Genomic DNA, 13,670 nt, shown 5'->3' with positions numbered 1-13,670 from the left:
ACAATGATTGGTCAGAAATCGGATTGGTATACAATTTCCTTGTCTTTTTTGAATGCTACATTTTTTATTGAACCCGCACCCTCAAAGTGAATCGAAATTCCCTTGATTTTTAGCTCCGTGTCCGGAACATTCATTTGATACACAACCCTGTCATTGATTAGGATTTCAAGTTTTCGATTCTTAGAAACGCATTTCAAACGCACATAGGCGTTAAAGTCGACACCGAAATCGGAAAGATCGTTTTTCTTACCATCTACGAATTCTTCAAATGTCAACAGCTCTAAATCTGCTACACAACCTTTTTTTGCCAATGGAATACCTATCGCACCGCCATCATAGAGAATGAAGACTTGTGCTGCCTGGCATGCGCCGCTCACTCCTTCCTTAAAGTCATTTTTTAAAAGAACCGACATTTCAAAATTACCAGTGTAAAGTTCGCCAAAATCTTTAACCTGATAGAAGCTTACGATAACACGATCGGTTCTTGGGTCGAGCTTATGGTCGGCCAAAATATCTGGTGTGATGGCCATTCTGTCCTCCTTGTGAATATCCTCGCTGTTGAGATAAATCGGGTAAGGATTTTTTTGAATAATACCTAACCAATCTTGGGTTGTAATAAAGACATCCTGTTCCTTTACAATGACCGAGTCCAACACTAATTTTGCCTTGAAGAATCCGGGGCGATAATAAATACTCGTGGCAATACTATCTTTTTTATCGATTGCGGTTCGCTTGGTATCGTCCCAATCCTGTTGTATTTCAACTCTGGCGCCGTCACTAGCCGCCGACACATCATAATCGAAGATCACTGAATTTGGAATTCCCATACTTACCGGTCTGCTGCTAAATACAAAATCTTCGGGTTCGTAGGTTTTGCTACCATCTACGTCCTTTTTAAGATTGGCGTCGGTTTTCCAAAAAAATCCAAAAAAAGAACCAAGAAGCACCAAAGCTATTACTGGAATCCAAACCGTAAGCGGTTTGGCTTTTTTTACGTTCTCCGGTTTGGGTAGTTCATGCTCGTTTGTGCGAACGAATGCACGCCAATTTTCATAACCAATGAATTCCGATAGCATGTCTAAGGTGGCCATGCTAGGGTTGGCCAACCATTCCGTGCGGCCCCAAATTCGCTTTAAGGTGGTAACGCTTATTCTTTTAGAGGTTTTTTTAAGGATTTGTTCGCTCAATTCCTCAAAATCCTTATTCCCCCATGTAGCGCCTATACCCCAACCGAGCTTGTCTTCAATTTGCCTTACCAAATGGTTTTTTATATGTAATGTCGATTTGTCCATAAATGTAAAGCTGGTATATGAAGTATTGGCTTTTGAACAAAATTAAACAAGATTGAACAAGGTCGCGTTAGATAAATCCCTCTGCTCGTGAGTAATTTTAGTGCCAATCAAATTTAGTTTTTAATAAATAAATCATATCAAAATCAAATGTCATGATGAAAAAAGTATTTCTTGGGTTTACCCTATTGGTTATGGTCAATGTGATCCACGGGCAAAGAAAAGACCGTAAGGAGAAGAAGGCAATGGAGTTTCCCATGACCGAAAAGCATTGGACCTCGGTATCGGACAATGTTGAATTTATGGACTATAAATCGACTAATGCGGTGCGAAGCACCGATGATAAAGGATTGGCTATTATGCTTAAGGATTTTGAGTTTACGAATGGAACCATCGAGTTCGACGTTGAACTGAAAGGAATGGGTTTTCCAGGCATCGATTTTAGAATAGATAAAGACACGCTGAATTCGGAAAAGTGTTACTTACGCTATTTCGGTGCACCTAACGCCTTAAGTAGGAACACGCTGCAATACGCCGCTGTTTTAGATCGTGTAAATCTTTGGGATCTTACCGATGACTATCAGGCGGCAGCTACTTTGTATGAAGGCAAATGGAACCACGTAAAACTGGTCATTAGTGGAAAACAAATGAAAGTCTATGTGAATGATACGAAACGAGCTGCTTTGCATGTTCCTGCCTTAGAGGGCATTACAGAATCTGGTGGAATTTCCTTAACGGGAAATGTAATCTATGCCAATTTTGTAGTTCGACCTAACGAGACCGAAGACTTAGCCAGCAATGAGGGTTACGATCCGACTTATAATGATTCGCGTTATTTAAGAAAATGGGAAGTTACCCAGCCTTCGGATTTTCCATTTGGTAAAGATATTTTTATGGGTATTGAAAATAACCCTGGCGTGGCCATAAATCCTGCATATCTTGATAGCACCGGCATTTGGAAACCGATAAAAGCAGGTTATCGTTCTTTAGTGAATCTGACCAAAGAATTCGGCGGTTCAGATATCGGTCCAAGAAAATTGGCATGGATAAAAACAACTATTTCTTCGGAAACAGCTCAAGAAAAACGAGTTGATATGGGCTTTAGCGATGAAGTTTGGGTGTTTGTGAACGGACAACCTTTGTACACTGATAGAAACTATTATGGCTCACCGGGCATGAAGGAGCCCAAAGGAAGATGCACTATTGAGAACACTTCGTTTCAGCTTCCATTGGAAAAAGGGGATAACGAAATATTGATAGGGGTAACTAACTACTTTTACGGATGGGGGCTAATTGCCCGTGTGGCCGATACCGAAGGCTTGCGGTTTAACTGAACGTACTGTTTGGTCCCTGAATAACCTCTCCTTTGCGACTAAAGCGTATGAAACGGTAGAAATACCGAAAGTTGCCATTGTACCAAATCGCAAAGATAAAAGCAATATAGATAATCCAATCCGGTAGAAACAAAGCCGACACAAAATAGGTCTTTAACACCAAGAAAGTTAGAGCCAACCCCGCAATAGCTAGCGCGATTAAAGTTCTGTTGTCTTTTCGGTTCATTAATATTGTTATAATGATGAAAAGCCCCATAATGGGTTTGGTATGCAATAACACAGGAACCAAAGTAGTGTATTCAATGTCGAAGAAGAGCACCAAGGCGCTCATATATGCCGTCAGGCACAGGGGGCATTTGGGAACAAGTATCAGCAAAATCGTGGAAAAAAAGGACATAGAGCCAGTAGCTGCCTCTACTTTTTTTGGAGTATGCAATTTGGTTTTACAACAGCCGGTCTTCGTGATTTCCATTGAAAGGAATTACCATTTCGTTCGATAAGGTACGAAAGGATACACCTCATTCGCAAAAAATTGGCTTTTATTTTGCGGTAATATTAAAAATCCGTCGGTTTTTACGAGATTAGCGAAATCACCTGATCCATTTCCTTTAATCGCTTCGGCCATTAAGCTGCCATCGGTTACTCGGGTCAACTTAGCTTCTAGGAAATAGACCAAATCTGGCTTGAACTCCACATCGTTTTTCAGCTTTACGTATTGGGTTTTGGGTTCGATTCCCAATGATTTTTGTAACCAGAAACGCAGATACATATACACACAAACAAAGGACGAGACAGGATTTCCCGGAAGTGCGAAAATCTTTTTTCCCGATGCATTCGTACCAAACCAAAAAGGTTTTCCCGGTCTTTGCTGAATTTTGTGAAAGTGTTTTTTGACCTTTAATTCTTCCAGCACCTCGGGCAGGTAATCGAACTTTCCCTTGGAGACGCCTCCAGTGAAGATGAAAAGATCATATTCGTGCAGCATTTCTGATACGGTTTTCAACATCACCGTTTTATCATCGGCCAGGTGATGTAAATCCGCAATTATTCCCCATTCCTTTAAGGTAGCTTGAATCCCATAGACATTTGAACGTCGAATTTGATGCAATTCTGGTGTTTCGTCAACGGCTACGAGCTCATCCCCCGTAGAGAAAATTATCGTCTTTGGCAACCTATAAACTTGTATCTCAGCTTTTCCAACGGCGGCGGCAATATTGATTTCCGCTGGTGATAATTGCTTTCCAGCCGGTACGATGACCGAACCTTGGGCAATATCCATTCCCTTGAAATGAACATTCTGTTTGTAGTTCAGTGTATCTATTGTGATTATAGCATTTTCGCCGGAAAGGGTCAAATCCTCATACCTGATTACAGTGTCCACACCATTTGGCTTAATGGCGCCGGTCATGACCTCGATGCATTTTTTCGGGTCTTGAAGAGTGGCCTGAGGTGCGCCCGCTGCCGCCGTAGTTTCAATGTTATATTCCCTTTGGCCTTTTTCAAAAGTTTTGAAGGCGATCGCGATACCATCCATGGTAACCCGGTCGAATGGTGGAAAATCCCTATCGGCCACGAGATTTTCTGCGAGATATTGACCAATACTGTCCTCAATAGTTAGGGTTTCAGTAGAAAAATTGCCTTTATGCTCTTCTAAAATCGAAAGGGCTTTTTCGTAGGGGATGAAATTGTTTTCCATGTAGTACTTTAAATATCAAGAAGATATGAGTAGGTTTAGTAATAAGCATTTTGTCAGTCTGAGCGCAGACGAAGATCTTTTTTTGTTCCTAGTCTTTCTCCTACATAATTATTGGGAGCGCTCAGGATTACTTGCCTTATCCACCTATACTGCTCATACTTTGCATCGCTGCTGCCGGGGCCTTACGCATTTTTTCTGCTTCAAAACCATCCTTCGGTTTTAAGCGCACGATTTCGCGGAATTTTGCGGCGAGTTCGATATCGGATACTCCCGAACGCATAAAATCGCGTATGTTGAAAACGCCATCGTCGTACAAACAACTTTTAATATCCCCTTTTGAAGAAATGCGAAGGCGATTGCAGGTGTTACAAAATGTTCTAGAGAATGCCGCGATAACACCGATATTTCCCTTATAGCCAGGAACGGAAAGCAAACTGGCCGTGTCTCCGTGTGCACTAGGAAGTCTTGCCAGATTGGGATATTGCGCTTTTAAATCCGCATGTATATCGCGGGCGGAGTACATTTCCAAATTTTCCTTATATCCACCATTGAAAGGCATTTCTTCTATAAATCGCACATCAACGGGGTGGTTTTTTGCAAGTTCGGCCAATGGTATGATATCCTGGGTATTGATGCCTTTCATGATAACGGCGTTGAGTTTGATTTGAAACCCATGGTCAATTAGCATGTGAAAGGTCTGCATTACTTTTTCAAAATCGTCACGCCGTGTGATTTTATGGAAACGCTCCTTATTTAAAGAATCGATGCTGAGATTGATTTTGGTAATGCCCAATTCCTTTAATCGTGGAATATGACGCTGTAAAAGTGTACCGTTAGAGGTTATATGAATGGATTTGTAGTCGCCCAGCTGGGCCGTATTCTCCAACAACTGCATAAAATCCTTCCGTAGAAAAGGCTCTCCCCCCGTAAACCGTACCTTGCGAAATCCTAATTCGCCTAAGACCTTTAACAGGCGTGTAATCTCTTCATAACTAAGTAAATGTGCCTTTGGTTCATAAGGAATTCCTTCGGCGGGCATGCAATAGAAACACCGCAAATTGCAACGGTCCGTTACGGCAATGCGTACATAGTCTATGGTTCTATCAAAGGAATCCTTCATGTTCTTTCTTAGCAATTAGAGTACTCAATATAGCTATTTTTAGATATATTAGAGGAGATAATCGGTCATTTCGCAATAATCGGAAATGGTCGCTGTCGAAAATTTCCATAATCATTCGAACAGCTATATGCTTTGCAGTTCATCCTTGGAGTGCGCATAAATACTTGATTACATAAAAAAGAAATCACTTGAAAGAAATAAAATCGATACTACAACTTTACAATTCATTTAAAGACTCCAATGAAAAATGTGCTATTGCCCAGGTAGTACGTGTTGAGGAATCGTCATACCGCAGGGAAGGCGCCAGAATGCTAGTCTTCGAGTCCGGTGTTTTTGAAGGCGGCATTAGCGGTGGCTGTTTGGAAGGCGATGCCCTGCAACGTTCCCAAATTGCGATTTTGAAACAGGAACCATCAATAGTAACTTATGATACCTCTAAAGAAAATGAGATAGGGGTGGGCTTGGGCTGTAACGGGGTAATCGATGTTTTGATCTCGCCCATTTCTGAAAATTCCAAGACCTTGCAGATGCTGCAAAAATGTGTTTCCGATAGGGGAGAGCATGTGATCGCTACGGTAACCGCTTTAAATTCAGAAATTGATACGATTCCTTTAGGACGATCTTTATATTACAATAAGGATTCCGCCTCTTTGGAGGACTGTCGACACGAAGGCTTGCGGAATTTCCTTCAAGATAAGATTCAGGACGTGCTGAATCACAAAAAATCAAAGACGTATGATTATGAAGCACAAGCGCTACAGGCCAGTGTGTTTATAGAATTGATTCCGCCTCAATTTCATCTGGCGGTATATGGCGATAATTATGATATCTATCCCATACTTGAAATGGCCAAGTTGATGGATTGGGAGGTAAGTCTTGTCGGAAACATTCAGAAGTTGAAGAAGGAAAAGCTGCGGTCTGTCGCTAACTTGTATCCCAAAGATTTTGAGGCCCGCCCGACAATCGATGAGCGCACGGCGATTATACTCATGGCCCACGACTATAAAACGGATTATTCCAATTTGAAACAACTCATCAAAAGTCCGGCGCCTTATATCGCCTCTTTGGGACCGCGCAAACGCTTTGATAAAATGGTTGCCGAATTCAAAGCGAATGGTATTGAGTTTTCGGAAGAAGAGCAGCAGCGTATTTATGCCCCCTGCGGTTTGGAAATCGGAGCGAATACTCCCGAAGAAATCGCCCTGAGCTTGTTTAGCGAGATACTCAGCGTTTTCTCAGAGAAGACCGGGGGAATGTTACGCGAGAAGAACGGACCGATTCACGAGCGGAATTAAAGCCCTCCATATGCCCCCTGATATCTATACGCGCTAACAATTTTAGCCTGCACTGTATTGTGCACAGATTGGTCGCAGCAGTATTTAGGGAAAACCGTTGTCAAAGGCTGTTACCCCCTCCGTTCCCACAAAATGTTATTTTCCCGCTGTTTTGAGACCTCCTCGCTAATAATCGCTATCGCTTTTTCAATATCCGCATCAGTAGTATATCGGCCGATACTTAAGCGTAGGGAGGCATAGGCTAAAGTGCGTTCAACGCCCATCGCCATCAACACATGCGAAGGTTCTACGGATGCGGAATTGCAGGCAGATCCGTTGGAAACGGCAATTTGCGCACTAAGTGCGATTAAGAGATTGGCACCATCTACATAGGGGAAGGAAATATGAACAGTATTGGGCAAGCGCTTTGGCGATTTGCTATTGGATAACGCCATTTCAATTTGTAACAATCCAGCTTCTAATTTGTTTCTTAATTTTTCGATGCGATTCTTTTCATCATCGAACTGTTCAAAAGCCAAGGCAATAGCCTTTGCCAATCCTACGATTAACGGCGTATTGATGGTACCACCCCGTTGTCGTTTTTGTTGCCCCCCACCTTGAATCAGGCTGGGCAGGCCATCGCCATCTTCATTATTCTTGATGTATACCAGACCGATTCCTTTTGGTCCGTAGACTTTATGTCCCGAAAAACAGGCATAATCGACTTTTTTTAAAACTTCGGATATGGCCACTTTCCCTAGCGCTTGGGTCGTATCGGAGAAAAGCAGGCTTCCATTGGCATGCACCTTTCCGGCGATGTCATCGAGCGGTTGTATGACCCCCGTCTCATTATTTGCAAATAGTATGGAGACCAAAATCGTATCTGGTCGAAGCGTTTTGTTTAACTTTTCCAAGGAAATCAATCCATCCGATTCCACGTCCAGATAGCTGATTTCAAATCCTTCTTCCTCCAAAAAGATGCAGGTATCCAAAACAGCTTTGTGTTCCGCCTTGGTTGTAATGATGTGTTTTCCTTTGGATTGCAGTTTTCTGGCAACCCCCTTCAGTACCATATTGATACTTTCCGTTGCTCCAGAAGTATAGACCAAGCTGCTCGGAGCAACCTCTAGACTTTTAGCTATGGAAGCAGTGGCATCTTCAACGGAACGCTTCGCCAACCACCCGTATGGGTGATGACTGCTCGAAGGATTTCCGAAGTCTTCGTGAAAATGGGGCAGCATCGCATCAACCACTTCCTTGGCGCAGGGCGTAGTGGCGTTGTAGTCGAAATAGAGTTGGGCGTACTTGATTTTTTATCAATTTAAGTGGAACATTAAAGGTAAGGATTATCTCAAAACGGATATACCCGAAAGCCATTTGTCCATCCGCACGTAAATTCAGGCATTGAATTATCAAATTGTTAAACAAAAGCACAATATTTTGTCACATAGAATAAAATAAGATATATTTAATGGTTACCTCATAATTTAATACCATAAAACTTATGATTCCAGCTAATTTTGACTATCACAAGGCCACCTCGTTAGAAGAGGCGATTGCTTTGTCGCAAGAGCTCGGTGACGAAGCGAAATACATGTCCGGTGGCCATAGCCTGTTGCCGATGATGAAATTGCGATTCGCCACTCCCGAGCATATCATTGACATCAGTAAAATAGAAGGGCTCTCATATATTAAGGAAGATGGCGATATCCTTAAAATCGGGGCCATGACTACGCAATCGGAAATAGAACATGATCCGCTACTGAAATCGAACTATCCGATTTTTGGTGATGCCGTATGGTTGACCGCAGATCCCGCTGTACGGAATTTTGGAACGATCGGGGGCAATATTGCCCACGGCGATGCGGCAAACGATCAACCGGCGTTGATGTTGGCCCTGCGTGCTACCATAATAGCAGAAGGCGTAGATGGCGAAAAAGCTATTCCTATCGATGATTTTTTTCATGGCTTCTACATGACGGCTTTAGAGCCTGGCGATATCTTAACGGAGATTCAGATTCCGAAAGCAAAAGCGAATAGTGGAGGGGCGTACCATAAGGTAGAAAGAAAGGTCGGCGATTATGCCACGGCAGGAGTCGCCGTACATATAGAACTTGATGGAGATGGGGTGTGTCAGGAAATCGGAATCGGTCTAACCAATGTGAGTGCCGTACCCATGCGATTGGAAAGGGGCGAAGAGGTCTTGAGGGGTCATAAGGTAACCGATGCACTTATTGCACAAGTAGGTCAAATAGCCAGTGAGGATTGTGAACCGGAATCGGATTTAAGAGGTTCTGAAGCCTACAAAAGGTCGATAGTGAATACGATTACAAAACGAATGTTGAACAAGGCTTTGGAAAGAGCACGAAACTAAAAAATACCACAATGGCAAAACACAATATAACAATGACGATTAATGGAGAGTCGGTAAGCGCCGAGGTTGACTCACGCTTGCTCTTGGTACATTTTATTCGTGAGAATTTAGACATGACCGGTACCCATATCGGATGCGATACGTCGAGCTGCGGTGCCTGTACGATTTTGATCGATGGCAAATCGGTAAAATCCTGTACGTATTTGGCAGTAAGGGCAGACGGGGCGAATATTACGACCATAGAGGGTATTGCCGCTGATGGCACCAATCATCCTCTCCAAAAAGCGTTTCATGATCAACACGGACTCCATTGCGGTTTTTGTACCCCGGGAATGATCATGCGTTCTATAGATCTGTTGGAGACCAACCCGAACCCGACCGAAGAGGAAATTCGATGGGGCATTTCCGGAAATCTATGTCGCTGTACAGGCTATAATAATATTGTAAAATCCGTTCAGCAGGCCGCTGAAGAAATGTCTAAAGAAAAAGAAGCCACAGTCTAACCTCTAAAAAAGAAACTATGTTCTCATGTAAAACATCACCAGAGGTAGGCGGAATGGGTCACTCTGTAAAACGAAAGGAAGACGCACGATTTTTGCACGGCAAAGGCAAATATACCGATGACGTAAAATTACCGGGCATGTTAAGTATGGTAATGGTGCGAAGTCCGTATGCCTATGCAAAAATCAAAAGTATCGATAAAGAAAAGGCATTGGCCATACCTGGTGTTTTAGCGGTTATCACCGGCGAAGATTTGGCACAATATAATTTGCATTGGATGCCTACACTGCTTTCCGATTCACAAATGGTCTTACCGACCGATACCGTCATGCACCAATCTCAGGAAGTTTGCGCCGTTATTGCGACGGACCGATACATCGCCGTGGATGGTGCCGAAGCGGTAGACGTGCAATACGAACCTATGAAGGCCATTGTAAATCCGTACAAAGCCTTAGAGGAAGATGCCCCTTTGTTGCGTCCGGATAAGGAAGGACAAAAAGACAACCACATTTACCATTGGGAGCGAGGTGAACGGGAGAAAACGGATGCTGCAATCGCTGCCGCGGATGTTGTGGTAAAAGAACGGATTCACTTGCCCAGAATTCACGTGGCTTCGATTGAAACCTGCGGTATCGTGGCTTCTTATGATAAGGATACCGAGAAAATGTTGATTTATCTGACCTCTCAGGCACCGCATGCCATTCGTACGATTTTAGCCCTGGTTGCCGGTCATGTTGGATTATCGGAAGAAAAGATTCGAATTATCGCTCCGGACATCGGGGGCGGATTCGGTGGGAAGGTACCCGTCTATCCGGGCTATGTAGTTGCCATCGCCGCTTCCTTCCTTATTGGAAAGCCGGTAAAATGGATCGAGGACCGATCCGAAAATCTCATAAACGGCTTTGCTAGGGATTATCACATGGACTGTGAATTGGCGGCGACAAAAGATGGAAAAATCCAAGCGTTTAAGGTATCTACCTTAGCTGATCACGGGTATACCGATTCTTCGGCCAACCCTTCTAAATATCCGACAGGAATGTTTTCGATTTGCACCGGTTCCTACGATTACGAGCATGCCTTTGCCGAGTTGGATGCGGTCTATACCAACAAAGCACCGGGAGGCGTGGCGTATCGCTGTTCTTTCCGGGTTACCGAGGCCGTACATGCCATCGAGCGCATGGTTGACAAACTTGCCGCGGAAATTGGTAAAGATCCTGCGCAGTTGCGTTTTGAAAATTTTATCAAGAAAGAACAATTCCCTTATGCCTCTCCCTTAGGATGGAGTTATGATAGTGGGGATTACAAAGCCACCTTGGAAAAAGCCATGGAAATGATCGGCTACGACGATTATAAAAAAGAACAGGCCGAAAAGCGTGCCCAAGGAAAGTTGATGGGTATCGGTATTTGCACCTTTACGGAAGTCGTAGGCGCTGGCCCCTCCAAAGACTTCGATATTTTGGGCATCGCCATGTTCGATAGTGCCGAAATTCGCGTGCATCCTACGGGAAAAGCGTTGGCACGTTTTGGCACGAAGTCGCAAGGACAAGGACACGAAACCACTTATGCGCAAATTCTGGCCGAGGAACTCGGAATTCCTTATACCGATATTGAAATCGATGAAGGGGATACCGATACTGCCCCTTACGGCCTAGGTACCTATGCCAGTAGAAGTACGCCCACTGCAGGCGCTGCGGCTGCTATTGCGGCCAGAAAATTAAAGGATAAGGGCAAGAAAATCGCTGCACATCTCTTGGAGGTGAGCGAAGATGATATCGAATGGGAAGTGGGGAAATACTTTGTTAAGGGAGCTCCGGAAAAATCGAAGACCATTCAAGAGGTCGCTTTTGCAGCCTATACCAACATACCACCGGGAATGGAGCCGGGCTTTGAGGCGACGCATTATTACGACCCGCCGAATTTAACCTTTCCTAACGGCGCATACATTTGCGTTGTTGAGGTAGAGGAAGAAACCGGGGCGATCGATGTCAAGCGCTTCGTGGCGATTGACGATTGTGGCAACATTATCAACCCGATGATTGTAGAAGGGCAGGTACACGGTGGACTAACACAAGGTATCGCTCCCGCAATGTACGAGGGTATTGTATATGACGACGAAGGAAATGTCCTGAACGGAACGCTGATGGATTATTTGGTGCCCACCGCGGTCGAGTCCCCACATTGGGAAACGGGGCATACCATCACACCATCACCGCATCATCCCCTTGGTGCCAAAGGTGTTGCGGAATCCCCGACAGTAGGTGCACCACCTGCCATTGCCAATGCCATTATTGATGCCTTATATCCGTTGGGTATCAAACATTTGGATATTCCGATTACCCCGGATAAGGTCTGGGAGGCGATTCAAGAGTCCAAAGCGAAGGCTTAGGTGAAATACGAAATAAAAAATAAAGAACTATTAGGTTCCAAAAAAGTAAAAGGTTTAAGGCTCCTCCCTTAAGATGAAGGGAGGTGACTAACTTGTTGGACGGAGGGCTTGCCGGCAGACAGGTTTGAAAGCCCAAGCCTTAGTTCAAACATCTTAGATAAAATAGAAGCGCAACCCTTTAACAAAGCGCAGCATATAATTAAAACAGATTCCCTCCTTTACTGAAACGAGTTCAGCACAAGCGTGGGACTGACATTAAAATTGCTTAATCATGAAAACACAATTGGATAAATCATTCGAAGTGCCCCAAGGCACTGATTTGGTATGGGAACATTTAATCGATCCTGAAAAAATCATGGATTGCGTACCGGGAGTATCGGTCGATGAGAAAGTGGGGGAGAACCACTACAAAGGAAAGGTTGGTATGAAATTCGGCCCCATGGGTGTGAAGTACGATGCCGATATTTTCTATAAGGAAATTGATAAGGAAAATCGAAAAATCATTCTTACTGGGGACGGTGTAGATTCCAAAGGGAATGGGAATGCAGAAATGATGATGACGATCAACCTAACCGAGCGCGATGAAGGTGGCGTAAAGTTGGATGCTATTATGGATGTTACCGTTAATGGAAAAATCGCGCAGTTCGGGTCGCGCTTGATTACTACGGTATCGAATCAACTGTTCAAGCAGTTTGTTTCCAATTTTTCGAAAAAATTAGCTGCGGCCGAAGAGGCTGCGGTTTAACGGAACCCGTAATCTATAATCAAGAAGCTATGCACCCCCGGGCATAGCTTTTGTAGTACTTAAAAACGAATGCATTGAATAAAGAAATCGAAACGCTTATACAGGATTTTTATGAGCATGATTATATCTTGAACGAAGAACTGGCGACTTCCGTTTTTTTATTGAAAAATTTGGAAAAGCCTTTATTGTTGGAGGGGAATCCAGGGGTGGGTAAGACCATGTTGGCCAAAACCTTGGCGGAACATTTGGGTACGGACCTTATTAGATTGCAGTGTTATGAAGGACTCGATGTAAGTACGACCATCTACGAATGGAACTACCAAAAACAACTCCTTCATATCAAACTCTTTGAACAGGAGACCGATAAACTGGCCCTGCAAAACCAAATTTTCGGAATGGACTACGTATTGCAACGCCCCTTGTTGCAATCGATAAGTGCTGACAAACCCGTGGTTTTGCTCATCGATGAAATCGATCGTGCCGATGAGGAGTTTGAGGCCTATTTGTTAGAACTGTTGTCCGACTTTCAAATCAGTATTCCCGAATTAGGAACCATCTCGGCGAAATCAAAGCCCTTGGTCATTTTAACCTCCAATCGAACACGTGAATTGAGCGATGCGCTACGTCGACGGTGCTTATACCATTGGGTAGACTTCCCGTCCAAAGCTGGTGAGATTGATATTATTGCAAAAAAACTCCCGAATATCGATGAGGAATTGGCGACACAGGTCGTTACCTTTATTCACAACTTGCGCAAGTCCAGCTTGCATAAGCCACCCGGTATCGCAGAATCCTTGGACTGGGCAAAAACTTTGTTGCTCATGAATCAAACGAATATCACTGATGAGATTGTAAAAACGACTATAGGTAGCGTGCTCAAACATAAAGATGACGTGGAATTTGTACGTAACAAATCCGTACAGGAGTTTCTGTATCCCATAGGATGATTTG

At 43.8% G+C, this 13,670-nt stretch carries 12 protein-coding genes; 7 read left to right on the top strand and 5 right to left on the bottom strand.

Features of this window, described 5'->3' with window-relative positions; all coding sequences use genetic code 11:
• Positions 1 to 11: 11 nt before the first annotated feature.
• Positions 12 to 1,292 (bottom strand): hypothetical protein, encoded by a 1,281-nt coding sequence (locus FGM00_RS10465; protein ID WP_138852861.1) that lies wholly within the window; start codon positions 1,290 to 1,292, stop codon positions 12 to 14.
• Positions 1,293 to 1,444: 152 nt separating this feature from the next.
• Here FGM00_RS10465 and FGM00_RS10460 point away from each other — a divergent pair, with 152 nt between their 5' ends.
• A complete protein-coding gene (locus tag FGM00_RS10460) occupies positions 1,445 to 2,623 on the top strand; it encodes a hypothetical protein (protein ID WP_138852860.1) in 1,179 nt (392 codons plus the stop codon).
• Here FGM00_RS10460 and FGM00_RS10455 read toward each other — a convergent pair.
• The 3 genes from FGM00_RS10455 to moaA all read right to left on the bottom strand — a co-directional run bounded on the left by FGM00_RS10455 (position 2,616) and on the right by moaA (position 5,439).
• Entirely contained in the window at positions 2,616 to 3,095 is a 480-nt protein-coding gene (locus FGM00_RS10455) for a hypothetical protein (protein WP_138852859.1), read from the bottom strand. The two genes, FGM00_RS10460 and FGM00_RS10455, sit on opposite strands and share 8 nt — an antisense overlap.
• Positions 3,096 to 3,104: 9 nt before the next feature.
• Positions 3,105 to 4,319, bottom strand: coding sequence for a molybdopterin molybdotransferase MoeA (locus FGM00_RS10450; protein ID WP_138852858.1), 1,215 nt, complete (start codon positions 4,317 to 4,319; stop codon positions 3,105 to 3,107).
• A gap of 136 nt (positions 4,320 to 4,455) precedes the next feature.
• The gene (gene moaA, locus FGM00_RS10445; protein WP_138852857.1) at positions 4,456 to 5,439 is read right to left on the bottom strand and encodes a GTP 3',8-cyclase MoaA; all 984 of its coding nucleotides are present in this window, start codon (positions 5,437 to 5,439) and stop codon (positions 4,456 to 4,458) included.
• Positions 5,440 to 5,627: 188 nt separating this feature from the next.
• On the opposite strand from moaA, the gene FGM00_RS10440 reads away from it, so the two are divergent.
• Positions 5,628 to 6,734, top strand: a complete 1,107-nt coding sequence (locus FGM00_RS10440; protein ID WP_138852856.1) for an XdhC family protein — start codon at positions 5,628 to 5,630, stop codon at positions 6,732 to 6,734.
• A gap of 110 nt (positions 6,735 to 6,844) precedes the next feature.
• On the opposite strand, the gene FGM00_RS10435 is transcribed toward FGM00_RS10440, so the two are convergent.
• Positions 6,845 to 8,023, bottom strand: a complete 1,179-nt coding sequence (locus tag FGM00_RS10435) for a cysteine desulfurase family protein (RefSeq protein ID WP_138852855.1) — start codon at positions 8,021 to 8,023, stop codon at positions 6,845 to 6,847.
• Between the two features lie 194 nt (positions 8,024 to 8,217).
• On the opposite strand from FGM00_RS10435, the gene FGM00_RS10430 reads away from it, so the two are divergent.
• The 5 genes from FGM00_RS10430 to FGM00_RS10410 all read left to right on the top strand — a co-directional run bounded on the left by FGM00_RS10430 (position 8,218) and on the right by FGM00_RS10410 (position 13,666).
• On the top strand, positions 8,218 to 9,087 hold the full coding sequence (locus FGM00_RS10430; RefSeq protein ID WP_138852854.1) for an FAD binding domain-containing protein: 870 nt from the start codon (positions 8,218 to 8,220) through the stop codon (positions 9,085 to 9,087).
• An 11-nt stretch (positions 9,088 to 9,098) separates the two neighbouring features.
• Complete coding sequence (locus FGM00_RS10425; protein ID WP_138852853.1) at positions 9,099 to 9,590, top strand: (2Fe-2S)-binding protein; 492 nt, start codon at positions 9,099 to 9,101, stop codon at positions 9,588 to 9,590.
• 17 nt (positions 9,591 to 9,607) lie between these two features.
• Positions 9,608 to 11,974 carry an aerobic carbon-monoxide dehydrogenase large subunit gene (locus FGM00_RS10420; protein WP_138852852.1) on the top strand — a complete coding sequence of 789 codons (2,367 nt, stop codon included), beginning with the start codon at positions 9,608 to 9,610 and terminating at the stop codon, positions 11,972 to 11,974.
• 271 nt (positions 11,975 to 12,245) lie between these two features.
• Positions 12,246 to 12,719 carry a CoxG family protein gene (locus FGM00_RS10415; protein ID WP_138852851.1) on the top strand — a complete coding sequence of 158 codons (474 nt, stop codon included), beginning with the start codon at positions 12,246 to 12,248 and terminating at the stop codon, positions 12,717 to 12,719.
• Between the two features lie 74 nt (positions 12,720 to 12,793).
• Complete coding sequence (locus FGM00_RS10410; RefSeq protein WP_138852850.1) at positions 12,794 to 13,666, top strand: AAA family ATPase; 873 nt, start codon at positions 12,794 to 12,796, stop codon at positions 13,664 to 13,666.
• Positions 13,667 to 13,670 lie beyond the last annotated feature (4 nt).

This window comes from Aggregatimonas sangjinii, assembly GCF_005943945.1.
Classification (GTDB): domain Bacteria; phylum Bacteroidota; class Bacteroidia; order Flavobacteriales; family Flavobacteriaceae; genus Pelagihabitans; species Pelagihabitans sangjinii.
The sequence above is the reverse complement of the archived record's forward strand: the minus strand, read 5'-3'. Positions and strand labels throughout refer to the sequence as shown.

Coding starts and splice junctions, on each gene's coding strand:
- FGM00_RS10465 (WP_138852861.1), bottom strand. CDS start 1,292: ATGGACAAATCGACATTACATATAAAAAACCATTTGGTAAGGCAAATT.
- FGM00_RS10425 (WP_138852853.1), top strand. CDS start 9,099: ATGGCAAAACACAATATAACAATGACGATTAATGGAGAGTCGGTAAGC.
- FGM00_RS10455 (WP_138852859.1), bottom strand. CDS start 3,095: ATGGAAATCACGAAGACCGGCTGTTGTAAAACCAAATTGCATACTCCA.
- FGM00_RS10450 (WP_138852858.1), bottom strand. CDS start 4,319: ATGGAAAACAATTTCATCCCCTACGAAAAAGCCCTTTCGATTTTAGAA.
- moaA (WP_138852857.1), bottom strand. CDS start 5,439: ATGAAGGATTCCTTTGATAGAACCATAGACTATGTACGCATTGCCGTA.
- FGM00_RS10420 (WP_138852852.1), top strand. CDS start 9,608: ATGTTCTCATGTAAAACATCACCAGAGGTAGGCGGAATGGGTCACTCT.
- FGM00_RS10460 (WP_138852860.1), top strand. CDS start 1,445: ATGATGAAAAAAGTATTTCTTGGGTTTACCCTATTGGTTATGGTCAAT.
- FGM00_RS10415 (WP_138852851.1), top strand. CDS start 12,246: ATGAAAACACAATTGGATAAATCATTCGAAGTGCCCCAAGGCACTGAT.
- FGM00_RS10430 (WP_138852854.1), top strand. CDS start 8,218: ATGATTCCAGCTAATTTTGACTATCACAAGGCCACCTCGTTAGAAGAG.